Genomic DNA, 22,498 nt, shown 5'->3' with positions numbered 1-22,498 from the left:
GTTTTCAAGCAAATAAAAAGTTTAAAAACATGGTTGACATCGAAAACAAACGATGTAAAATGCGCACCTCACTCGAACAGGGTGAGTCACTAAGAGGCAACGGCTTCTAGTGAATAGCAGTGACGCTGCTACGTTCTTTAACAATTTAGACAAGACAATCTGTGTGGGCACTCGTTAAGAGTGTCACATAACGACGATTCATATTTCGATATATTTAATTGAAGAGTTTGATCATGGCTCAGATTGAACGCTGGCGGCAGGCCTAACACATGCAAGTCGAACGGTAACAGGATGTGCTTGCACATCGCTGACGAGTGGCGGACGGGTGAGTAATGCTTGGGAACTTGCCTTTGCGAGGGGGATAACAGTTGGAAACGACTGCTAATACCGCATAATATCTTAGGATCAAACGGGGCTTAGGCTCCGGCGCAAAGAGAGGCCCAAGTGAGATTAGCTAGTTGGTGAGGTAAAAGCTCACCAAGGCAACGATCTCTAGCTGTTCTGAGAGGAAGATCAGCCACACTGGGACTGAGACACGGCCCAGACTCCTACGGGAGGCAGCAGTGGGGAATATTGCACAATGGGGGAAACCCTGATGCAGCCATGCCGCGTGTGTGAAGAAGGCCTTCGGGTTGTAAAGCACTTTCAGTTGTGAGGAAAAGTTAGTAGTTAATACCTGCTAGCCGTGACGTTAACAACAGAAGAAGCACCGGCTAACTCCGTGCCAGCAGCCGCGGTAATACGGAGGGTGCGAGCGTTAATCGGAATTACTGGGCGTAAAGCGCACGCAGGCGGTTTGTTAAGCTAGATGTGAAAGCCCCGGGCTCAACCTGGGATGGTCATTTAGAACTGGCAGACTAGAGTCTTGGAGAGGGGAGTGGAATTCCAGGTGTAGCGGTGAAATGCGTAGATATCTGGAGGAACATCAGTGGCGAAGGCGACTCCCTGGCCAAAGACTGACGCTCATGTGCGAAAGTGTGGGTAGCGAACAGGATTAGATACCCTGGTAGTCCACACCGTAAACGCTGTCTACTAGCTGTGTGTGCCTTTAAGGCGTGCGTAGCGAAGCTAACGCGATAAGTAGACCGCCTGGGGAGTACGGCCGCAAGGTTAAAACTCAAATGAATTGACGGGGGCCCGCACAAGCGGTGGAGCATGTGGTTTAATTCGATGCAACGCGAAGAACCTTACCTACACTTGACATGCTGAGAAGTTACTAGAGATAGTTTCGTGCCTTCGGGAACTCAGACACAGGTGCTGCATGGCTGTCGTCAGCTCGTGTCGTGAGATGTTGGGTTAAGTCCCGCAACGAGCGCAACCCTTGTCCTTAGTTGCCAGCATTAAGTTGGGCACTCTAAGGAGACTGCCGGTGACAAACCGGAGGAAGGTGGGGACGACGTCAAGTCATCATGGCCCTTACGTGTAGGGCTACACACGTGCTACAATGGCATTTACAGAGGGAAGCGAGACAGTGATGTGGAGCGGACCCCTTAAAGAATGTCGTAGTCCGGATTGGAGTCTGCAACTCGACTCCATGAAGTCGGAATCGCTAGTAATCGCAGGTCAGAATACTGCGGTGAATACGTTCCCGGGCCTTGTACACACCGCCCGTCACACCATGGGAGTGGGATGCAAAAGAAGTAGTTAGTCTAACCTTCGGGAGGACGATTACCACTTTGTGTTTCATGACTGGGGTGAAGTCGTAACAAGGTAACCCTAGGGGAACCTGGGGTTGGATCACCTCCTTACCATTACGTCGAAAGACGCACTTGATGCAGTGCCTACACAGATAGTCTTGTTTAAAAATGAAGAACGACACAAGTTTATGGGGCTATAGCTCAGCTGGGAGAGCGCCTGATTTGCATTCAGGAGGTCAGCAGTTCGATCCTGCTTAGCTCCACCATCTACTTGACACTGAGTTTGTTGTTAACAAGCTTAGAAACTGAAGGCTTGTAGCTCAGCTGGTTAGAGCGCACCCCTGATAAGGGTGAGGTCGGCAGTTCAAGTCTGCCCAAGCCTACCATTCACCTGCACTTGCTTCGCAAGTGGTCGTGAAAAAGCCGCTTAACCGGAAGGGAATCGGGTGACCGACCCAGCATCCTGACGGTTTTTCTACTCGCTAAAGTTGGCGGTAGTTAAAGGCTAAGGTAGAAACTGATTTTATGTGTCACGTTGGACCCGAAATCCTAATGAATATTTACTGTTTCAGTAAGCATTGATTAGGGTTTTTTACTCTAAAGATGAAAGTACTGCTTTTGCAGGAAACATCAAATGTTCTTTAACAATTTGGAAAGCTGATATTAATAGTAATCAATCAAAATTGAGTAACTGAGAAATCGAAAGATGACTTTTTACTCTACTTGACTGAATTGCTTGTTATCAATTTATTGATAACAAGGCAATTCTTCCGATTAGCTTGTCATTCATGCGACATAACTTAGACAGAAGTCAAAAGGCTGTTTGGGGTTGTATGGTTAAGTGACGAAGCGTATACGGTGGATGCCTTGGCAGTTAGAGGCGATGAAGGACGTGTAAGTCTGCGAAAAGCTGTGGTGAGCCGACAAAATGCATTTGAGCCACAGATGTCCGAATGGGGAAACCCACCTGTTTACAGGTATCGTTACGTGAATACATAGCGTAACGAGGCGAACGAGGGGAACTGAAACATCTAAGTACCCTTAGGAAAAGAAATCAATTGAGATTCCCCTAGTAGCGGCGAGCGAACGGGGAACAGCCCTTAAGCTGTATTGAATGTAGTGGAATCCTTTGGGAAGAGGAGCGATACAAGGTGATAGCCCTGTACACGACGCAATCTTTACAGTGAAATCGAGTAGGTCGGGACACGTGTTATCTTGACTGAATATGGGGGGACCATCCTCCAAGGCTAAATACTCCTAACTGACCGATAGTGAACCAGTACCGTGAGGGAAAGGCGAAAAGAACCCCTGTGAGGGGAGTGAAATAGAACCTGAAACCGTATACGTACAAGCAGTGGGAGCACCTTCGTGGTGTGACTGCGTACCTTTTGTATAATGGGTCAGCGACTTATATTTAGTAGCGAGGTTAAGTGAATAACGGAGCCGTAGCGAAAGCGAGTGTTAACTGCGCGTTTAGTTGCTAGGTATAGACCCGAAACCCGGTGATCTAGCCATGGGCAGGTTGAAGGTTGAGTAACATCAACTGGAGGACCGAACCCACTAACGTTGAAAAGTTAGGGGATGACCTGTGGCTGGGGGTGAAAGGCCAATCAAACCGGGAGATAGCTGGTTCTCCCCGAAATCTATTTAGGTAGAGCCTCGGACGAATTCCATTGGGGGTAGAGCACTGTTAAGGCTAGGGGGTCATCCCGACTTACCAACCCTTTGCAAACTCCGAATACCAATGAGAACTATCCGGGAGACACACGGCGGGTGCTAACGTCCGTCGTGGAGAGGGAAACAACCCAGACCGCCAGCTAAGGTCCCAAAATATTGCTAAGTGGGAAACGATGTGGGAAGGCACAGACAGCTAGGAGGTTGGCTTAGAAGCAGCCACCCTTTAAAGAAAGCGTAATAGCTCACTAGTCGAGTCGGCCTGCGCGGAAGATGTAACGGGGCTAAGCAATATACCGAAGCTGCGGCAGCACAGTTTACTGTGCTGGGTAGGGGAGCGTTGTGTAAGTGGATGAAGGTGAGTTGTAAAGCTTGCTGGACATATCACAAGTGCGAATGCTGACATGAGTAACGATAATGGGAGTGAAAAACTCCCACGCCGGAAGACCAAGGTTTCCTGTCCCATGCTAATCAGGGCAGGGTAAGTCGGCCCCTAAGGCGAGGCAGAAATGCGTAGTCGATGGGAAACGGATTAATATTTCCGTACTTATATAATCAGTGATGGAGGGACGGAGAAGGCTAGGCAAGCTTGGCGTTGGTTGTCCAAGTGAAAGCGAGTAGGCCGAAAACTTAGGTAAATCCGGGTTTTTAAAGCTGAGACGCGAGACGAGCTCCCAAGGGAGTGAAGTTGTTGATGCCCTGCTTCCAGGAAAAGCTTCTAAACTTATGATTATATGAACCGTACCCCAAACCGACACAGGTGGTCAGGTAGAGAATACTAAGGCGCTTGAGAGAACTCGGGTGAAGGAACTCGGCAAAATTGTACCGTAACTTCGGGAGAAGGTACGCCCCTGTTTGTGAACACTTCGCGTGGTAAGCAAATGGGGGCCGCAGTGACCAGGTGGCTGGGACTGTTTATTAAAAACACAGCACTCTGCAAACTCGTAAGAGGACGTATAGGGTGTGACACCTGCCCGGTGCCGGAAGGTTAATTGATGGGGTTAGTTTTCGGACGAAGCTCTTGATCGAAGCCCCGGTAAACGGCGGCCGTAACTATAACGGTCCTAAGGTAGCGAAATTCCTTGTCGGGTAAGTTCCGACCTGCACGAATGGTGTAACCATGGCCACGCTGTCTCCACCCGAGACTCAGTGAAATTGAAATCGCAGTGAAGATGCTGTGTACCCGCACCTAGACGGAAAGACCCCGTGAACCTTTACTACAGCTTGGCACTGAACATTGAACCTACATGTGTAGGATAGGTGGGAGGCTTTGAAGCACAGTCGCTAGATTGTGTGGAGCCGTCCTTGAAATACCACCCTTGTATGTTTGATGTTCTAACATTGGCCCCTTATCGGGGTTGTGGACAGTGTCTGGTGGGTAGTTTGACTGGGGCGGTCTCCTCCCAAATAGTAACGGAGGAGCACGAAGGTTAGCTAATCACGGTCGGACATCGTGAGGTTAGTGCAATGGCATAAGCTAGCTTAACTGCGAGACAGACACGTCGAGCAGGTACGAAAGTAGGTCATAGTGATCCGGTGGTTCTGTATGGAAGGGCCATCGCTCAACGGATAAAAGGTACTCCGGGGATAACAGGCTGATACCGCCCAAGAGTTCATATCGACGGCGGTGTTTGGCACCTCGATGTCGGCTCATCACATCCTGGGGCTGAAGTCGGTCCCAAGGGTATGGCTGTTCGCCATTTAAAGTGGTACGCGAGCTGGGTTTAGAACGTCGTGAGACAGTTCGGTCCCTATCTGGTGTGGGCGTTGGATGATTGATGGGAGCTGCTCCTAGTACGAGAGGACCGGAGTGGACGAACCGCTGGTGTTCGGGTTGTCATGCCAATGGCATTGCCCGGTAGCTACGTTCGGAACGGATAACCGCTGAAAGCATCTAAGCGGGAAGCCGGCCCAAAGATGAGTCATCCCTGACCTTTAAGGTCTGGAAGGGTTGTTATAGACGATGACGTTGATAGGCAGGGTGTGGAAGCGTTGTAAGGCGTTAAGCTAACCTGTACTAATTGCCCGAGAGGCTTAACCATACAACGCCCAAGAAGCTTTGGACTTCTGAGTGTTGTAGACAAGCTAAGCTCTGATAAAGAGCAGCAAGTAAGAGTAAAAAGCAGTTACTCACTGATTGAATTAATATTATCTTTCCCAAATTGTTAGTTATTAAGCAACGATGATTAAATAGGCTCTAAAGAGTACTGTTAGTCCTCCTTGCGCAGAAGTCATGATAAAAAGCATCATGATTCTGCACTAAAAGTTTTTCCTGGCAGCCATAGCGATACGGTACCACCTGACTCCATTCCGAACTCAGAAGTGAAACGTATTAGCGCCGATGGTAGTGTGGGGTCTCCCCATGTGAGAGTAGGACACTGCCAGGTCCCATTAAAAGAAACCCGCCTAACGGCGGGTTTTTTGCGTTTGGAAGAAACAAAAAATGGGGTCAGAGTACATTAATCTCCACTCCCCCCAAGCAAAACCTCAAATTGGGGTCAGAGTACTTTATTTCATTAGCTGCCACTGCAATTGTCCTAATTAGAAGCCAACTACCACTGCGACTTATTGGCAATGTAGAAATGTACTCTGACCCTGAGGGATCCCCACGAATTTAATTCCATGTGCCTGCGGCCCAGGCCCGGTCGACTATGGAGCTGTACCATTTGAGTGCAGCTTTCCACTGTCGCATAGTGAATCGTATTCGGCAAGCAACAGCTCTCAGGCCGAGATAGTGGAATGACAGCACGCTTCTGGTGTCGGTATTTGCTTGGAAGCGCCGATGTTTATTCGAAGAGACGACCACCATACCCAGTAGTATTGCCACCAGTGACGCTAACGTAGTCAGCAATACCAGTATTGTTAGACGCTGCTTTTTCACGCTTTTATTCTGTTCATAGCCAAGCCCGAACTTCGTGCTTTTCATGTCTCTGAAGCCCTCTTCAATCTGCATACGTTGGCGATAAATAGCAACGACCTGTTTTGATAAGCTTCGGTGAGACGCCAGTGATGTCGCTAATAGCCACGGGTCTTTTGCGCCTTGTGCATGCACTTTTGAGCGCTTTGAGGCTTTGCGTGTACCATCTGGATTTGAAGCATGACGTCCTTTAGATTTCTGTTTAAACAGAACTAGCGTGCAGGTAAAGGGGTTGCTCCTTACTATTTGGCTGTTATCAAAGCGCTTCGGTCGATTGGTCGCTTGGGCATAAAGGTGACGAATACACTGCCACGTATTTCCTCTATCAAGCGAGTAAAAGTGTGGCTTACGAATACGCCCGACAATATCCCAGCCTAACGCTGATACTTCCCTGAACCAGGGGGATTTATATCCTGCGTCGGTGACGATAATGGGCCGACAGTTGGAAGGTAATATGGCGTGCAACGTTTTTAAGAATGCCTTGTGCGTGGCTGGCTTCTCTTTGGTCTTGTTGCAGTGTACTTCTTGGTAAAGTGTGACGGGTCTACCTTTTAAAGATATTGCCGCGCGTAAAAGAAAATGTGCTTTACGGTCGTCTAAATCAGACCAATCGATTGAGATAACAGGGCGTGACATGCTGCCACAAAATAGTTGGCATATAGATGCATAGATAAACGGTGTTTCACTGAATAAATGCGGGTTTGAAAGCAAGCGGTCAGCTCGTTTAATCCGATGTTTTTCATAAGCTTTAGTGTTAATCCCACGACCTATGCTGGTTACGGTTGCTGCGCTTCCATGAAGAAGGCTTTTTACGCACGCCGTTAGCACATCCCGACGCGCTTTATGCATTTTATAGCTGACAAGCGATACGACATTGTCCACAATAGATAGGGCATTCATGGCAGTTTGGTCTCAGTGATTTTTGGCGATTGATCTGATCACCAAACGTCATGAATGTTCCTATCTTTTTTATCTCACTGATATCGTTATATTATTTGTGGGGATACCTCAGACTCTGACCCCAATATTTGTTGTGGATTACGCTTCGGATTGTAGGGCTTGCTTCTTCAGTGCTTCTATCATGTATTGGCGCATTTTAAATTTTTGAAGCTTACCTGTTACTGTCATGGGATATTCTTTTACAACACTGATGTATTTGGGCACTTTAAAGTAAGCAAGCTTAGACTTAAGGTAGTGGCGTATTTGCTCTTCATCTATGTGTTGGTTTTCCTTTGCTTTAATCCATAGGCAAACCTGCTCTCCATACTTATCATCAGGAATGCCGAATACAGCGGCGTCAGACACATCCGCGTGTTGGTATAAGACTTCTTCTATCTCTCGTGGATAAATGTTTTCACCACCGCGAATAATCATATCTTTTATTCTACCGACAATAGTCACATAGCCTTCATCGTCCATTTCTCCTAAGTCGCCAGAGTGAAGCCAGCCTTCATGGTCTATCGTTGCTTTTGTTTTAGTCTCGTCCCCCCAATAACCCTTCATCACACAGTAACCTCTGGCACATATTTCACCTGGCTCTCCAATTGCCACGGTATTACCTTGCGTATCAATAATCTTCACTTCTGTATGAGGCATAGCGCGGCCTACGGTTTTAACTTGTTTTTCAAAAGGCGAGTCTATGTCGGTAATATGATTAATAGGGCTACACTCTGTTTGACCATAACCTATCACTACTTCTGTCATATGAAATTCGCTGTGCACTTTACGCATAAGTTCTTCTGGGCAAGTGCTTCCCGCCATCACACCAGTTCTTAAAGAAGATAAGTCAAAGCTCTTGAACGTCGGAAGTTCAAGCTCCGCGATAAACATGGTTGGAACACCGTGCAATGCCGTGCACTTTTCTTCTTCCACAGTGCGGAGAGTTGTCTCGGGGTCGAAAGACTCGCCTGGAAATACAGCACAGGCACCAGATGCGACACAAACCAAGCTACCTAAAACCATTCCAAAACAATGATAAAGAGGGACAGGAATACAAAGTTTGTCTTTGTGTGTGAAGCGCATAGCTTGTGCTACAAGTAAGCCGTTGTTAAGAATATTTCGGTGCGTTAAGGTCGCGCCTTTAGGATTGCCTGTAGTACCTGAGGTAAATTGAATATTAATATCATCGTTGGCGCTTAACGTGTTTTCGATTTCAGTTAACTGCCTTTTTAATGTATCTGTAGGCGTGATTTGCAACGTGGAAAAAGGTTTTAATCCGACTACTGGCTCGTTGCCTATTGTATAAACTTGTTTAAGTGAAGGTAGCTTTGAACATACGAAAGCGTTGCCTTCTTCCATATTTCTTAGTTCTGGAGCAAGCTCTTGTAACATCGAGACATAATTGGATTGTTTAAATGATTGCGCCATGATGAGGAACTTAACTTCCACATTGTTCACTGCAAAAGCTAATTCGTCAGGCCGATAGGCAGGGTTTAAGCACACCATAATTGCGCCAATGCGAGCGGTGGCCATTTGAACGAGTGACCACTCTATATTGTTAGGCGACCAAATACCGACGCGATCACCGGGTTTTACGCCATCACTGAGTAACCCACAAGCGACGCTTTCTACTTGTTCCCAATATTCTCGATATGACCATCTAACATTTTGGTGTCTCACAACGATAGCTAAATTATTTGAATAATTGTCGACAATACGTTTTAAGTATTGCCCAATGGTCAACGATGTTAGTTCTGTGTTGGTAGGGCCATTGTACTCACTTTTTATTAGAGGAAATGAAGTTTCTAGCAGGGTTGTTGAATCCGTCATAACTTGTCTCCATATGCTTTCGCATCTACTTTTTAGTTGCATAGCTATCGTTAGTTCACGCGATTTATGTTCAAGGCGTTGGCCACAAATAGATGTTTACCTTGCGTGAAAAATAGTGGCGTAAACAACTACTTCGAACTTTATTAACAATAGGTTTGCAAAATGGTTTTGTCGACAAGATGTTAGTCGTATATGGTGTTATGTACCGATGAATTTCGATGATTCGTCTCAGTCAGTAAAAGATACTGAGGAAATGGGAAGCATATTTGACAGGATTTTGATACTTATACCAAAAGGCTTCGCAATGTAGCGAAGCCTTGAATAAAACCAGAGTATTGGACTTATATTGACCTATTCCGCATCAAGGTTTTTATAATAAGTTCTATACTCGATACGTGTAATGTACTTATCATCGTTTTCGTCAATAGACTCGAAGTCACCCTCTAGCTTGGCGGCTTCTAGTTCGGTTTTACTAATTTTACCGTCACTGTCCATGTCTATTTTTGTGAATTTGTCGTCTGCGCTTGCTGACATTTCAGTGCGCAATTCCTTATTCTTCTCGGAGATCATTTCGCCGTCATCTTTCGAGAATAGTTCAGGGTTCCCTTTTTCTCTTAACATTGCATCATTAGTGCCTTCGGTCTGGACCTGTGTAATTATTTCGTCACTAAACATTGAAGGCTTTTCGTCAACAAATGCATTAAACTCAGCGCGACTCACCATACTGTCGCCATCGGTATCCATTTTAGACACTAATTGACTATTCATAACACCAGACGACTCCGAGCCGACGATGTAACCATTACTATCCTTGTCTAGGGCATCAAAGCCCATTGAAATTTTTTCTTCGTGATGTCCTGCGAAAGCTGAGGCAGAAAGTGTGGCAGTAATAACTGCACTGGTAATCAAACTAAATTTTGTGATCTTCATAATCAAATTCCTTCTGTTTTTTCATTGCGAACGCGGGCTCTCAATTGCCCTAACCACTAAATGGAACGCATGTTGATGAAGTTGTGACTTCACTCAAACCGATTTAGTTACTCATAGTGTTTTATTCACTTGTTGTGCCAAAGGATTAAGTTTATGAAAAGTAAGGATAAGAAGATTTTATTAACTTCAGAGAGCAACGTGTTTTTGTTAATTTGTCACATCATCTGAAAGATGTTCATACAAAATATTTACGCCTAAAACAAGGTTAGCTGGTCGTTAGCGATGTGTTCAAAGCTTGCACCGATGAGCGGTAAGATACTATCTGCTATAGGTTGAATTTGTTTTTCGATGTAGTGATCATAGTGTAATGGTGCAGACACCGTCTCTATCGTTTGCGGGCCTTGAACCGTAACAACATATGCTATTGTGGTATTCGATTGATAGCGTAAGGGCAAGCCCTGCTCCCTGAAAAGTTCATCGGCACGTCTCGCTGCTTTCACATGAGGTGGAAGGGACTTGGTGTAGGATGATAGGGGCTTTCGCAAACGCTTTTTGTAAACCAATTCATCGTCCATTTGCCCTGATTTGACCGCATTTAGCGTGTCGCTAATGTACTTTTCTATTGGCTGGCCTGAAAATACTTTCTTATACAACTGATATTGAAAAGACTTTGCTAAGGTAGTCCAGTCAGAGCGCACATTTTCTAAGCCTTTAAAAATGAGTTCGTCACCCCTCATTCCCGCGTAGCGTTTTTTACTCCCTTCCGTTGAGCCTCTGATTGTAGGCATAAAAAACGTAGAAAAATGCGATTCAAACTCAATTTCCAAATGACAATCTATCTCGAAACGCTCCCTTAGCAATGCCGTCCATTTCTTATTGATAATTTCAGCAAGCTTTATTCCTGTCTTTCCTGGTGAACCTAAAGTGTCATTTCCTTCCACGTGGACAAAGGTTGAGTCGGTATCGCCGTAAATAACTTGATAACCTAACTCTTCAATCCATCCGGCAGTAGTCTGCATGATCTCATGACCACGAAGGGTAATTGAACTGGCGAGTCGTGGGTCGTAAAAAGGGCAGCCGCCGCTGCCTAATACACCATAAAATGAGTTCATTAATATCTTAATGGCTTGTGAGCGCGGGGAATCCTTTTGTTTTTTTGCTTCGTCACGTTGAAGCCAGAGATTTTCGATAATTGCTGGAAGAAAGTGGGTGGTTCGACTAAATACTGCACCTTTGAAGCCCTCAATCGCGTTCTCCGGTGACTTCAATCCTTCTGCCAATCCCACAGGATCTATTTTAAATGTTCGTATGATAGACGGGTACAAGCTCTTAAAATCGAGAACTAAGACATCTTTATAAAGGCCTGGCTGGGAACGCATAACGTATCCCCCTGGGCTTGCCAGCCCTCCATTTTCTGGTCTAACACCAGCGACATAGGCACGGCGATGGAGCTTGGGTAGGTAAACATTGAGAAACGCCGCCACTGATCCGCCCGGCCTGCTCATATCGAGGCCGGTTAACGTGCTTCGTAAAGCGAGGAAGTCGATAAACTGCGTTTTTTCCTGAATACGGTTTACCAGTTCTGTGTCTTTGAAGTTATAGTTCGCTAATGCAATAGGATCTTCATAATATAGGCGCTTTATAGCAGCAAGTTTGTCGCTTTCTTGAATAAGCTTGTTTTCACCCAGTAATGCTTCTGAAACGTGATCAAGTGAATAAGACTCAAACTGGTAAGTCATGGTTTTCAATGCTTCAATACCATCGATAACGCAGCGACCGGGTACATCGACCAGAGTCTGGTCCTCCCATTGCCGCACTGAAGCCTCCCGCGAGCGGCGTCCAATATTGAAATTTAAGTTATTCGCTTTCGTTCTACGAGCAAGCACAGCCATATCAAACTGCTTAACATTCCACCCTAAGATAATGTCAGGGTCGAATGTTGTTATATGCGTGAAAAATGCATTAAGAAGCTCTCGTTCAGATTCGACAACGATAAGTTGATAGGGATTTTCCTTCGCCGCGGTGAACTGGTGTTTAGAAAAACCAGGAGGACAAACCAGTATTACAATATTCAATCCGTCACCGGACAAAGCAATGCTGAACAGTTCTTCGTTTTCGCTACATTCAATATCTATGCTGAGGGATGAAAATGTCGTTCTATACTCGCAAGATCTTATTTGTACATTTTCGATGGTATCAATAAGCGGTTCATTATTTTTACTCTCAGAATTAAGCGCAGGAGCAACGAATTCAACGGCGCCATAAACAAACCGCTCCATCAGATAACGGTCGGCCACCCTAATATCAGCCTCATATAAAATAATGTCTTTTTCCCGCGCCAATTGACGCAACTGATGCATTTGAGTTTCCGTTTTGGTCTTGACGGTCGCTACTTTGGTTTGTTCTAGGGTGTAAAAACCATCGTCGGAAACGAAGAGTTTAAGCGAGATATGATCTGCTAGCTCTCTTAGTAACGGCTCCTGCTCTTCTGCTACAAAACAAGTGGGATTTTGGGGGGACGAGATGAGCTTCACAATTTGCTTTGCAGTTTTTACCCACAGTTCTACATACACTTTGCCCCGCACTGTGAACGTGCTTTTATTGAGTATGAAACCTTGATGTATTGAAGTGCTTGGCATGATTCCGTTTAGAGAAAGCGACATTTTATAAGATGAGATACTGATGACTCTTGTATTCGTCAACAAGCCACCACTCTTGAGTATACCGTTTGTTATCACCAACTCCTATAGTTCTCTATTCGACAGATATGTTTGTCTTTACGTAGGGAGCGAGGTAGAAACGTAGTACTTTGAGCGGTTTTCTTTGGTGATGACATTTAAGGTTACTTAGATGAATAACCGAAACATTGGCTAAAAACTTCAGCGAGGGCGGTATGGAATATCTATATGACAAGCAGGTAGAACCTGGCGAGTTTATAGAAATTGCGGAAGGAGTATTATGGCTAACTATGCCTTTACCTTTCGACCTAGACCATATTAACCTTTATTTGTTAAAAGGCGAGGGCGGCTGGGTGGTGCTTGACACTGGCATAGGAACCTCCACAACGAAATCACTATGGCTGCGTATTTTTGAACAGTTAAACGCACCCATTGTCGGTGTGATTGTGACGCATCTACATCCTGACCATGTTGGGTTAGCGGGGTGGATTGCTGACACGTACAACGTCCCGTTTTATATGACGCAAACCGAGTATTTTACGGCCAGAGCTTTTTCTGCCGGTAGAAATGGGGCAACAAATGAAAGAGATATACTTTATTATCAACGTGCCGGTCTTGATGATGCCTTAATTGAAAAACTGACTGCAGGAGATGGGAATGGCTACAGTAGCGTTGTGTCTCCCTTGCCAATCAGCTACACACGACTTAAAGATGGTATGACGTTGTCTCTAGGAAAGGATGAATGGAAAGTAATTATCGGCCGTGGTCACTCTCCAGAGCACGCATGTCTTTTTAACGAAAGGAAGAATATTTTAATTTCAGGCGATCACATCCTACCTATTATTACCCCTAACATTGGTGCCTATTCCACAGAGCCCGATGCAAATACCTTAGATGATTATTTGAGTACCTTGCCTCAATTTAAATTGCTGCCAAAAGACGTCACTGTACTACCAGCTCACAAGTTACCATTTGTCGGTCTACATGAAAGGGTCGATACGCTTATAGAGCATCACCACGAACATTTAAAGGCATTGCTTGAAGCTTGTGAACGCCCTCAAACGGTGGTAGCACTGCTGCCCGTTATGTTTAAACGAAAGTTATCAAGCCGAAATATGGTCTTTGCAGTAGCAGAATGCCTGTCTCATTTAAATTATTTATATAGTAAGGGAATGCTTTCTCGCGATGTTAACGATAAAGGTCACTACGAGTTTACCGCTATAGAAACAAATTAATCAGGCTGTTCATACTTCTTCCTGCACAATGTCAGATGGCTCAGTGACGCTTTCTGAGCTATTGACCTTCGAGTGAGAAGGTTGTTTAGGAATAGAGATTTCGACCACCGTCCCTTTTGCTTCCTTGCTGCTTATTGATATTTTACCTTGATGTTGTTCTATCGCTGTATAAGCGACAGATAAGCCCAAGCCTTGCCCTTGTCCCTCGGGCTTTGTGGTGAAAAAAGGTTCGAAAACACGCTTCAAATGTTGGGCTGGAATACCACACCCTGAATCAAGTATTTTAATGATAACGCGATCGCCTGACTCTTGAACGCTGAGTTTTATAACGCCTTTGGTGTCTATGGCCTGCGCGGCATTGATCATCACATTCATTAACGCTTGCTTTAACGGGCCGGGGTTACCCATAACTTCAACTTTTTCTAACTCACAGTCGAATTTATATTGAGGTGTGCTGTATTGAGCCGAAATTAGAGTAATAAGCTGATTACATACGGTACAAATATCAACGGTTTGAACACCTTCTGAATTTTCTAATGAAAAGTTCTTTAGGTTCTCTACTATGTCTTTAACTCGCGTTAGCCCGTCCGTAGATTCTTCGATTAATTCGGTAATATCCTCTTTCAATAGCTCGTAGTGGTTCGATTGATAGAGCGCTTCTATTTGCTCATTTAGCTCGTCGTTGAAGTTTTCAATATGTGAGTAGACACCATCGCATATAGAAATGAGATGAGAGGCGTATTGCCCAAGTGTGTTGAGGTTGGCATTCACAAATCCGATAGGGTTATTGATTTCGTGAGCGATACCCGCAGCAAGCTGGCCAGTAGACGCCATTTTCTCTGCTTGAATAAGCTGACTTTGTGCGGTGTCGAGTTTTCTGATCAGCTTTCTTTGCGCTTCATGTTCTTTTTTTAGAGCTTCTGATAGTTTTTGTTGTGCTCTGAAATAACTTGCTTGTGCTGTCACATCTTGAAGAAAAATACATGCGTATCTCTGGCCCGTCGCTTTATCTTTGACGGGCAGAATTTCCATATTTTGATACATTTGAGTTTCTTCACCCGTTATTGGGCGAGAACTTTTAAATGGAAATATGTGAGGACGCTGTTCCCAATAGCTAAAACTTGGATGCTGCAATACAAAGACCGACTTAAGTCTGCGTTTTAAAAACTTGCCTTGGCCGTGGAATAAGTCAGTAACCGGCGTCTCTTTATAATTTTTGCGCAATTCATGGGGCAGTCTGTCTAAAAAAAAATCATTCAAATAAACAACATTGAAGCTCTCGTCAACAATACCTATCCCGACCGGTAATTTACCTACCAGCTGTTCAAACATTATGCGAGCAACTCATCCAATGTAGCTTTCATTCGCGCAAGAGACTCGTCGTCTAAACAGAAAACTACGCGCATGCTGAACGATGAAATTGCAATGACAAATTGCACTTCCATAACTAGGCTGTGCTGCCATTTAAGGTCATCGAAATTGCTTTTATCTGGCTGAAACAAGGTTGGCATGTTTAGGTTAGTCGTCAGTTCCAGCTGATCGGAGAGGCCTGCCAGACAGGCGCCTGCCAAAATATTACAAAGTTCTAGAATAATCTCTTGAATGTCTTCTTTACTCAACGGGTCGTCGTAGTCCATCAACGTAGCCACTTCCGTCAAGCCAGCCCTAGAGAGCACAGACATTACTTCGCCATGTACATCTCCTAAAAAAGACTGTCGAGTATAGAAGGAATCTTCTGTTTCAAATAAAAGGCTATAGAGCTGAGTAGGGGTAACTGCTGAAATCTTTGGAATAGAAATATCAATTTTGGTTTCTATCAACTGTGCGAGAGAATTGGCGGCTTGCCCCATAGAAATATTTAACAATTCCTGAAGCGCATCTCTTTGCTCTTCATCTAGCGGTAGTACGATACTCATAGATACCCCAGCTCAAATAATGCCATTGCTAACTCTTCTTTATCTAGCGGCTTGCGAAGAAAACGCTTAGCTCCTAGAGACATTACAATTTTCTGCTTTTCCGGCTGAAAATCAGCACTTATTACAATAACGTTTGGTGCATCGGGCCTCTCATGCAAGAATTCCAACACGCCCACCCCATCCACTTCCGGCATGGTAAGGTCTAATAGAACAAGTGCAAAACTCCTCTCTGATAGCTCATTAATAGCTTCTTGGCCGTTCGTTGCTTCGGTAATATCGTATTCAAGGTCCTGGGGGAGTGCTCGAATAACACTGCGCCTCGATAACTTTGAATCATCAGCAACTAATACAGAAAGTGACATTTACAGCCTCCTAGAGCGGCATTTAGAGGAATATCTTTTAATAAAGTATGAGCAGTTTTAGCATTACCGCAATAAACTCGTTAAAAAAATTGCTCGAGTGTTATCGCAATAACGATTTTTATAAAGTATATGGCAGAAGTGACTTTTATGCGTATTAGACTTTTAGTTGAAATGAGAGGATGTTAGCTGATGATGAGTAGGCGTGTACGAGTGTTCAGTACACACCGTTCTGAGCTAGCTATTTTGTAAAGCGTACATCTTTTCTAGCGCCTTAGGCATCGAATCAACGTAACGTTTTACATCTGCAATTCTTCCCATGCTTACGCGAGACCAATTAGTGTAGGTACGATAAATTCCTCGTATCAGCACGTCCTCTTCGGCCATGGCTTGACGGAAATATTCAGCGTTGCCGTCACCCAAATTAACAAAGACAAAGTTAGTACTCGACGGCAGAGCTGTCAAACCGTTTGCTTTGACAGCATCTATAACCATTGCTTTACCCTCGTATATTTTCTCTTTCGAGAACGTCAGAAAAGCCTCATCATTGTAGCTTGCAATGGCGGCAGCAAGGCCAGCTTGATTCAAGGTATAGCCACCCATACCATAGCGGTTAATCCAATCCGTATTTTCCTCTGATGCTATAAGGTAGCCAACTCGCATGCCAGCTAAGCCATAAATTTTAGAAAAAGTACGAGCAACAACCACGTTGTGTCCTGCTTTAACAAGGGGGATCATCGTGTGTTTTGGTGGTTCATCAATCAGTTCATTGTAAGCTTCATCAACCAATACAAGTGTTTTTTTAGAGGCCTTAATGCAAAAGTCTCGTAACTTGTCTGGGTCGAGTATTTTACCTGTTGGGTTATTTGGGTTACAGATATGAACCATGCCAGTGGAATCATCAATTGCTGCGTACATGGCGTCAAGGTCAATGTCGAGTTCTGCTGTATTAGGAATTCTTACTATTTCGGGCGCGCCTTGTTTTTCCGGGGCTTTTGATGTGGTATCCCAAAAGAGATCTGGCCCAAGAATTTTTCCTTTTTTACTGGCTGCGAGCGCAGTATAAGAGAGAATAGGGCTAGAGCCTGCGCTTAAAGAAAGGTTCTTACGTGAAATACCGTGGCGTTCTGCAATCATATCTAAAAGTGTCATTGCGGCTGGGTAGGCATAATATGCGCCACCTTCAGCGGAGGCCTTAGTAATTGCTTCCAATGCTTTAGCGCTTGGGCCAAATGGGTTTTCATTAGCATTGAGTTTTGCTACATCCGGTGAGGGGCCATATGTCACAGCGGGAATGGGGCTGGTAATGGCTCCTGCTGTTTGTGCAGCAGTAAATGTACTAAATCCGCTTACTCCGAGTGCTGACGCAGCTACCGAACCTCCGATAAATAAGCGTCTTGAACGACTATGGCTCATGATTCTCTCCTTTTATACGTGTTATATGGCTTTATAGAACATGGCGCTTGATACAATGACGAGATAAATACCGAAAAGGCGTTTTAGTTTCTTTTCACTGAAGTTATGTGCCATTTTTGCTCCAATAGGTGCAGTGAATATGGCGCCTATACTAATTGCGATAAGCGCAGGTATATTGATGTAGCCAATAGTGCCAACGGGTAGAGAGGCAGTATCAGGGTGTTTCATAAACAAAAATCCGATAGCACCAGGAAGCCCTATTAAAAAGCCTACGCCAGCTGCGGTTGCCACAGCCTGTTGGATAGTGCGCTGACACATTACCATTGTGATAACCGTTGGCGTGCCGCCGCCTATACCAAGAAGTGCTGAGAATCCACCGAGAACAAATGCCAACACTGCTTTACCAATACCTTTTGGCATGTCGAAAACCAGGCCAGGTCTTACGACAAATTCGGGAAATAAAAAATACACCGAATAGAGTAAAACACCTGCCGCGAAAACCACGGTAAGCCCGTTGGCGCTTGTGTTGTTAGCGATAAGCAGGCCACCGCCAACTCCTAGAACGAGCCAGATACTCCAAGACCGCAGAATATCGAAATCTACGGCGCCTTTGGCTCGATGAGCCATGACAGAGCGAGCGCTGGAAACCACAATGGAGGCTAATGATGTTCCTATAGCAACTTTTACGAGCGCTTCTGACGGAGGAGTAAAAAAAGGAAAGACGGCGAGCAGGGCTGGAACAACAACAAACCCTCCACCATTGCCAAAAAGGCCTGCGGTGATACCAGCTATGGCACCGGTTATACACAAGGTAACTACAAACCACAGTAGTTCTAGTTCCATTTGCATTCTACTCCACACAATACTGCTATAAACATTGAAGAACCTTTCTTTAGGATTTACTTATATACGGTTATATAAAACGCAAACACCGGCGTGAGCCGGTGTTTTTTGTACCCCATTAAAAGCGGGCAGCTAGGCGGGTGTAGTAGTACCCTCCTTGCCAGTCAACTATTGAGCCTGAGTCGTATAGTTCGCCACAACAAGCGTCGCCATTTGTACTCAAATCTGGATAGTTGTCGAACAGGTTTCTGATACCTACCGATAACGTGAAGTTCTCATTGACAAGATAAGAGCCTTCAATATCAAACATAAATTCGTCACCAAAAGTTTGAATGCTTTCAGCATTGACACTAACACCGTTATCACTTCCTGCGTTTTCGTACTCGCCGAAGTAGCTTAGGCGAGCAACTGCAGACCATACGTCATAACTGTGAGTGACAGAGAACACCCCGCGCATTTCAGGCGTACCATTCTCAAAGTCGAATTGATCTTCAGGGTCGAGATACTCACTAGGGTCCGAATCAAACTCGGTTTTGTTGTAGTTTATTGAGCCAGTTAAAATGGTTGCGCCGTATTTAGATTCCATCTTGTATGTAGCAACAACGTCTAAACCTTCGGTTACTGTATCGAATGCGTTTTGGAAGAAGAAAACGCCACCGATAGACTCTGCGCCAGATACATTTGCTCCAGCAAGCGCCAAGTAGTTTTGGTAAGCATCGTAACCGCCTGCATCTGGGTCGGTAACGACCGTTGTGGATACATCACGTGTAGATACGGAGTAGAGGCGGTCCTCTAACTTGATATTGTAATAATCTACAGTGAGCGTTAAATCGCCGTAGTTAGCCGTCATACCAAGAGTGAAGTTAGTAGACTTCTCCGGCGAGAGCTCTTCTGCACCTAAAGCCTGTGCTACCTCACCACCAGCTGGGAACAAACCAGTCGCAACTGGGAAACCATTAGGCAAGCGAGTGGATACGTTCGTCGTACCTTGCTGACCTGGTGTTGGCGCTCTAAAGCCTGTACCAAATGAAGACCTAAAGCCTACGTCATCATTTAGCTGGTAAAATGCCGCAACTTTGTATACGAGTTCAGAGCCAAAATCTGAATAGTCTTCATAGCGCAATGCGGCTTGTGCGAACAACTCATCAGTAATGTCGCCTGAAATGTCGGTATAAAGCGCATACGAATCACGTTCGTATGAGCCTGAATAGTCAGGTGAATAACCTGGGAAACCGTTAGAGCCAACGCCAACCACGGTATAAACCGCGTCATCAGGGTCTGCACAGTTTAATGATGAACCGTTTGCGATAACGGCTAAACCTTCGCTGGTGGCTGATGTCCCGTCGCAAAAACCATAGGGGTCGGACGTGGCGTAAGGTCCGGCAAAATATGAGCTTACTTCTCCTTCAGAAATTTCATAAGACTCATCTAGATAACTTGCTCCAAAAGCTAGTATGTACTCACTCATGTCGTAAGTGAAGTCTGCTTGAATTTGGGCTTCTTCGTTAGTGAGATCGCCTGGTTGAAATGACGTGGGTGATTCGTTACCCAGAGAAGGGTTAATAGTATTTGCTAACGTGTAAGAGATTTCGTTATTGCCGTAGCGGCCGCTGATATCGTAGGTAAGGTCGCCAGACATACCTTTTATCCCGCCTACGAAAGAGTAGTCGGTAACGTCACCAAAAAATCGAGGGGTGAAGCCGCCAGGGAAAAATTCGGTCGGATTCCAAATAGAGCCGTCTTCCAAGCGAATGTCTTCAATAGTGCCGTTACCCGGATAACGATAATAGAAAGAACCATCCCCTTCACTTTCAGAGTAGTTACCAAAAGCGTATAGCTCTGCTTCTGCCGATAAGGTATAGCCAGAATTGAAAAATATGCGTTTACCGCTGGTATTGGGTTGCCCCCAAGGCTGCACTACGTCTGAATCATGGACGCTATTTGCCATGGCAGTGGCATCAGCAATATATTGATCAGATTGCTCATCAACACAGAACCAAGGTTCACAATATTGTTCGCCCCTAAATGTTGCTTCACTGTCTGAGTATTCGGCTGAGATACTGAAAAAGCCGTCGTCGCCTAAAGCGAAGCCCTTGTTACCTGTAACGGTAACCTGATCCCCGTCACCTTCATAATAGGTTCCGTAGTCAATGGTAAAAGACCCGCCTTCCGTGTTGTCTTTTAACTGAAAATTGATAACGCCTGCGATGGCGTCTGAGCCGTATTGTGCAGCTGCGCCGTCACGAAGAACTTCTACTGTTTTAATCGCTGCGGTTGGAATGGTAGCGATATCTGGCCCTTGAGTGCCTGAGCCTCCAATTGAAACGAGTGCTGCTCTGTGGCGGCGCTTAGAATTTACTAATACCAACGTTTTATCAGTAGGCATGCCGCGAAGTGTCGCAGGCCGAATAAATGTACCGCCATCGGAAATTGGTTGGCGGCCCACTGAGTAAGAGGGGACCAATGTCATTAAAACATTATTCATGTCAGTAAACGCAACCGCCTCTACATCTTCAGCGGTTAAAACATCAACAGGCACTGGCGAACTTGTTACTGAGCGAGGCGCTCCTCGCGCCCCTACAACGGCAATGCGCTCTAAATCTTTTGCTTCAGTTGTTTCTTCTGCCGCGTCTTGTGCTTGAACAAGCATAGACGTAGTAAAAAAAGTTATTCCAGTAAGTGCGTAACGAACTGCGGTGTGGAGTTTCTTCTGTTTCATCAGCGTTCCCAATCGTGCTTATTGCTACTTAATTTATGAATGTGGATTGTCTTAATCTGCACTCTTTTTAGGCACGCACGAGCACTACATTGATGCAGGTTGCATCTTGTTATTTTTATTCTGTAACTCGTGTACAGGTACTAGGCTAAGAACTCTTCAGCACTGGTGGAAGAAAGAAGAATATTCAAGGGTATAAGAAAAGTATTGAGCATGGACGCAACCCCCATTATGCGTGGCTTAATACTTAAGTATTACGTTATATGATTTTTTGTTGGGTTCTATTTTCCCTCATAAATTTACAATTTTGCTGCATATAACCTAATGGAATGGCATATAGCTTGCCTTTTATACGTTGTATCTGTTGATTTACATCGATATTTCATCGGTCATCCGTAGGTTAGTTTTTTAGGGGAAGTCAGTGCATTCTAAACAGCTGCGTTATTTTATAACTACAGTGCAAAAGGGAAGTATTGCTGGTGCCGCAAGAGCTCTCGATATCGCTCAACCGGCGATAAGTCAACAACTCGCGAGCTTAGAACGGGAGGTAAAAACAACGTTACTTGAAAGGAGCTTTGCTGGGGTTAATTTAACGCCTGCCGGTGAGGTTTTTTATTCACATGCAGAGAAGATATTAAGCGAAATTGAAAATGTGAAAGCAGTAATGGAAGGTTTTACCGTGGGGCAAGGTAAAAAAATTAAAATAGGCATGCTTCCGTCTATTGGTAATGTGCTTTCACTACCGCTGTTGACCGAAATAACGAAACATCATAAAGATCTTAAGGTTGAAATTAGTACAGGCCCGTCTTACACAATTAACGATTGGCTATCGTCAAAACAAATCGACGTTGCGCTTACTTATCAGCAGGCCATCGACCTGAAGTTCATGAGCGTTACCCCCTTAATCCAAGAAGAGCTACATCTTGTGTTTACAGCATCAGATGCACATTCTGAATACGCTCACTTGAGGGAAAAATCGATGATTAAATTCTGGGAAATCAGTGAACTACCGCTCTTATCTCCCGGCAACAAAGATGCACTAGGGCAACTTATAACTGATTATGAAAAGGCGACCGGCGTTAGCCTTAAACACGATTTAGCCTACTCAGGACAATTAATGACGGGACTTAGGCAAGTCATGCAAGGGGAAGGTGTAATGATTTTGCCTACTTCAGCTATCTTTCACTTAAAAGAGTCAGGGCTTGTGTCCACACTCAAAATTGTCCAACCAGAAATGCACCGTACTGTGCTCGCGGCTACAAATAAGAGAGCAAAATCAGGGAAAGATCTTTTACGGGTTGTAGACATCATCAGGAAAGTCGTTGCAATAGAAAATGCGTTAAACCATTGGAGTGGAACCTTGGAATTTGCAACGTCATCGTTTATTTCACAGTCAGCTTGAGGAGAA

12 protein-coding genes, 2 tRNA genes and 3 rRNA genes are annotated in these 22,498 nt (G+C 44.9%); 7 read left to right on the top strand and 10 right to left on the bottom strand.

The window, feature by feature from the left end; translation table 11 throughout:
* Nucleotides 1–215 precede the first annotated feature (215 nt).
* The 5 genes from ACM0P2_RS16190 to rrf all read left to right on the top strand — a co-directional run bounded on the left by ACM0P2_RS16190 (nucleotide 216) and on the right by rrf (nucleotide 5,698).
* Nucleotides 216–1,748: ribosomal RNA gene (locus tag ACM0P2_RS16190) — 16S ribosomal RNA — on the top strand.
* Nucleotides 1,749–1,827: 79 nt separating this feature from the next.
* Nucleotides 1,828–1,903: transfer RNA gene (locus ACM0P2_RS16185), tRNA-Ala, on the top strand.
* Between the two features lie 43 nt (nucleotides 1,904–1,946).
* Nucleotides 1,947–2,023: transfer RNA gene (locus ACM0P2_RS16180), tRNA-Ile, on the top strand.
* 449 nt (nucleotides 2,024–2,472) lie between these two features.
* Nucleotides 2,473–5,353, top strand: a 23S ribosomal RNA gene (locus ACM0P2_RS16175).
* A gap of 229 nt (nucleotides 5,354–5,582) precedes the next feature.
* Nucleotides 5,583–5,698, top strand: a 5S ribosomal RNA gene (gene rrf, locus ACM0P2_RS16170).
* The 16S, 23S and 5S rRNA genes sit together here with 2 tRNA genes alongside, the layout of an rRNA operon.
* Nucleotides 5,699–5,925: 227 nt before the next feature.
* Here the strand turns inward: rrf and ACM0P2_RS16165 are convergent.
* The 4 genes from ACM0P2_RS16165 to ACM0P2_RS16150 form a co-directional block, all read right to left on the bottom strand.
* A complete protein-coding gene (locus tag ACM0P2_RS16165; RefSeq protein WP_419226809.1) occupies nucleotides 5,926–7,128 on the bottom strand; it encodes an IS4 family transposase in 1,203 nt (400 codons plus the stop codon).
* A gap of 138 nt (nucleotides 7,129–7,266) precedes the next feature.
* A complete protein-coding gene (locus ACM0P2_RS16160) occupies nucleotides 7,267–8,997 on the bottom strand; it encodes an AMP-binding protein (RefSeq protein WP_419226808.1) in 1,731 nt (576 codons plus the stop codon).
* A 351-nt stretch (nucleotides 8,998–9,348) separates the two neighbouring features.
* Nucleotides 9,349–9,927, bottom strand: a complete 579-nt coding sequence (locus ACM0P2_RS16155) for an EF-hand domain-containing protein (protein ID WP_419226807.1) — start codon at nucleotides 9,925–9,927, stop codon at nucleotides 9,349–9,351.
* A gap of 254 nt (nucleotides 9,928–10,181) precedes the next feature.
* Nucleotides 10,182–12,566 carry a DNA polymerase II gene (locus ACM0P2_RS16150; RefSeq protein ID WP_419227712.1) on the bottom strand — a complete coding sequence of 795 codons (2,385 nt, stop codon included), beginning with the start codon at nucleotides 12,564–12,566 and terminating at the stop codon, nucleotides 10,182–10,184.
* Between the two features lie 254 nt (nucleotides 12,567–12,820).
* Between ACM0P2_RS16150 and ACM0P2_RS16145 the strand changes: the two genes are divergently transcribed.
* Nucleotides 12,821–13,840 (top strand): MBL fold metallo-hydrolase, encoded by a 1,020-nt coding sequence (locus ACM0P2_RS16145; RefSeq protein WP_159120016.1) that lies wholly within the window; start codon nucleotides 12,821–12,823, stop codon nucleotides 13,838–13,840.
* A 9-nt stretch (nucleotides 13,841–13,849) separates the two neighbouring features.
* Here the strand turns inward: ACM0P2_RS16145 and ACM0P2_RS16140 are convergent, their stop codons facing one another.
* From ACM0P2_RS16140 to ACM0P2_RS16115, 6 genes are all read right to left on the bottom strand, one after another.
* Nucleotides 13,850–15,172, bottom strand: coding sequence for a sensor histidine kinase (locus ACM0P2_RS16140; RefSeq protein WP_159120017.1), 1,323 nt, complete (start codon nucleotides 15,170–15,172; stop codon nucleotides 13,850–13,852).
* Nucleotides 15,172–15,756 (bottom strand): chemotaxis protein CheX, encoded by a 585-nt coding sequence (locus ACM0P2_RS16135; RefSeq protein WP_120962149.1) that lies wholly within the window; start codon nucleotides 15,754–15,756, stop codon nucleotides 15,172–15,174. Before ACM0P2_RS16135 ends, ACM0P2_RS16140 begins: the two co-directional genes overlap by 1 nt.
* Nucleotides 15,753–16,118, bottom strand: a complete 366-nt coding sequence (locus ACM0P2_RS16130) for a response regulator (RefSeq protein WP_105932065.1) — start codon at nucleotides 16,116–16,118, stop codon at nucleotides 15,753–15,755. The genes ACM0P2_RS16135 and ACM0P2_RS16130 overlap by 4 nt, the downstream gene beginning before the upstream one ends.
* 234 nt (nucleotides 16,119–16,352) lie before the next feature.
* On the bottom strand, nucleotides 16,353–17,531 hold the full coding sequence (locus tag ACM0P2_RS16125; RefSeq protein ID WP_419226806.1) for a pyridoxal phosphate-dependent aminotransferase: 1,179 nt from the start codon (nucleotides 17,529–17,531) through the stop codon (nucleotides 16,353–16,355).
* 21 nt (nucleotides 17,532–17,552) lie between these two features.
* Entirely contained in the window at nucleotides 17,553–18,374 is an 822-nt protein-coding gene (locus tag ACM0P2_RS16120) for a sulfite exporter TauE/SafE family protein (protein ID WP_105932146.1), read from the bottom strand.
* 118 nt (nucleotides 18,375–18,492) lie between these two features.
* A complete protein-coding gene (locus tag ACM0P2_RS16115; protein WP_159120019.1) occupies nucleotides 18,493–21,093 on the bottom strand; it encodes a TonB-dependent receptor plug domain-containing protein in 2,601 nt (866 codons plus the stop codon).
* A gap of 418 nt (nucleotides 21,094–21,511) precedes the next feature.
* Between ACM0P2_RS16115 and ACM0P2_RS16110 the strand changes: the two genes are divergently transcribed.
* Entirely contained in the window at nucleotides 21,512–22,492 is a 981-nt protein-coding gene (locus ACM0P2_RS16110) for a LysR family transcriptional regulator (RefSeq protein WP_105932068.1), read from the top strand.
* Nucleotides 22,493–22,498 lie beyond the last annotated feature (6 nt).

Source organism: Alteromonas sp. OM2203, from assembly GCF_048517045.1.
Lineage (GTDB): Bacteria > Pseudomonadota > Gammaproteobacteria > Enterobacterales > Alteromonadaceae > Alteromonas > Alteromonas gracilis.
This window is presented reverse-complemented; position numbering and strand designations above follow the sequence as displayed.

What these genes read in the sequence shown, in the direction of transcription:
- ACM0P2_RS16165 (WP_419226809.1), bottom strand. Translation starts at nt 7,128, where the DNA reads ATGAATGCCCTATCTATTGTGGACAATGTCGTATCGCTTGTCAGCTAT.
- ACM0P2_RS16160 (WP_419226808.1), bottom strand. Translation starts at nt 8,997, where the DNA reads ATGACGGATTCAACAACCCTGCTAGAAACTTCATTTCCTCTAATAAAA.
- ACM0P2_RS16155 (WP_419226807.1), bottom strand. Translation starts at nt 9,927, where the DNA reads ATGAAGATCACAAAATTTAGTTTGATTACCAGTGCAGTTATTACTGCC.
- ACM0P2_RS16150 (WP_419227712.1), bottom strand. Translation starts at nt 12,566, where the DNA reads ATGCCAAGCACTTCAATACATCAAGGTTTCATACTCAATAAAAGCACG.
- ACM0P2_RS16145 (WP_159120016.1), top strand. Translation starts at nt 12,821, where the DNA reads ATGGAATATCTATATGACAAGCAGGTAGAACCTGGCGAGTTTATAGAA.
- ACM0P2_RS16140 (WP_159120017.1), bottom strand. Translation starts at nt 15,172, where the DNA reads ATGTTTGAACAGCTGGTAGGTAAATTACCGGTCGGGATAGGTATTGTT.
- ACM0P2_RS16135 (WP_120962149.1), bottom strand. Translation starts at nt 15,756, where the DNA reads ATGAGTATCGTACTACCGCTAGATGAAGAGCAAAGAGATGCGCTTCAG.
- ACM0P2_RS16130 (WP_105932065.1), bottom strand. Translation starts at nt 16,118, where the DNA reads ATGTCACTTTCTGTATTAGTTGCTGATGATTCAAAGTTATCGAGGCGC.
- ACM0P2_RS16125 (WP_419226806.1), bottom strand. Translation starts at nt 17,531, where the DNA reads ATGAGCCATAGTCGTTCAAGACGCTTATTTATCGGAGGTTCGGTAGCT.
- ACM0P2_RS16120 (WP_105932146.1), bottom strand. Translation starts at nt 18,374, where the DNA reads ATGGAACTAGAACTACTGTGGTTTGTAGTTACCTTGTGTATAACCGGT.
- ACM0P2_RS16115 (WP_159120019.1), bottom strand. Translation starts at nt 21,093, where the DNA reads ATGAAACAGAAGAAACTCCACACCGCAGTTCGTTACGCACTTACTGGA.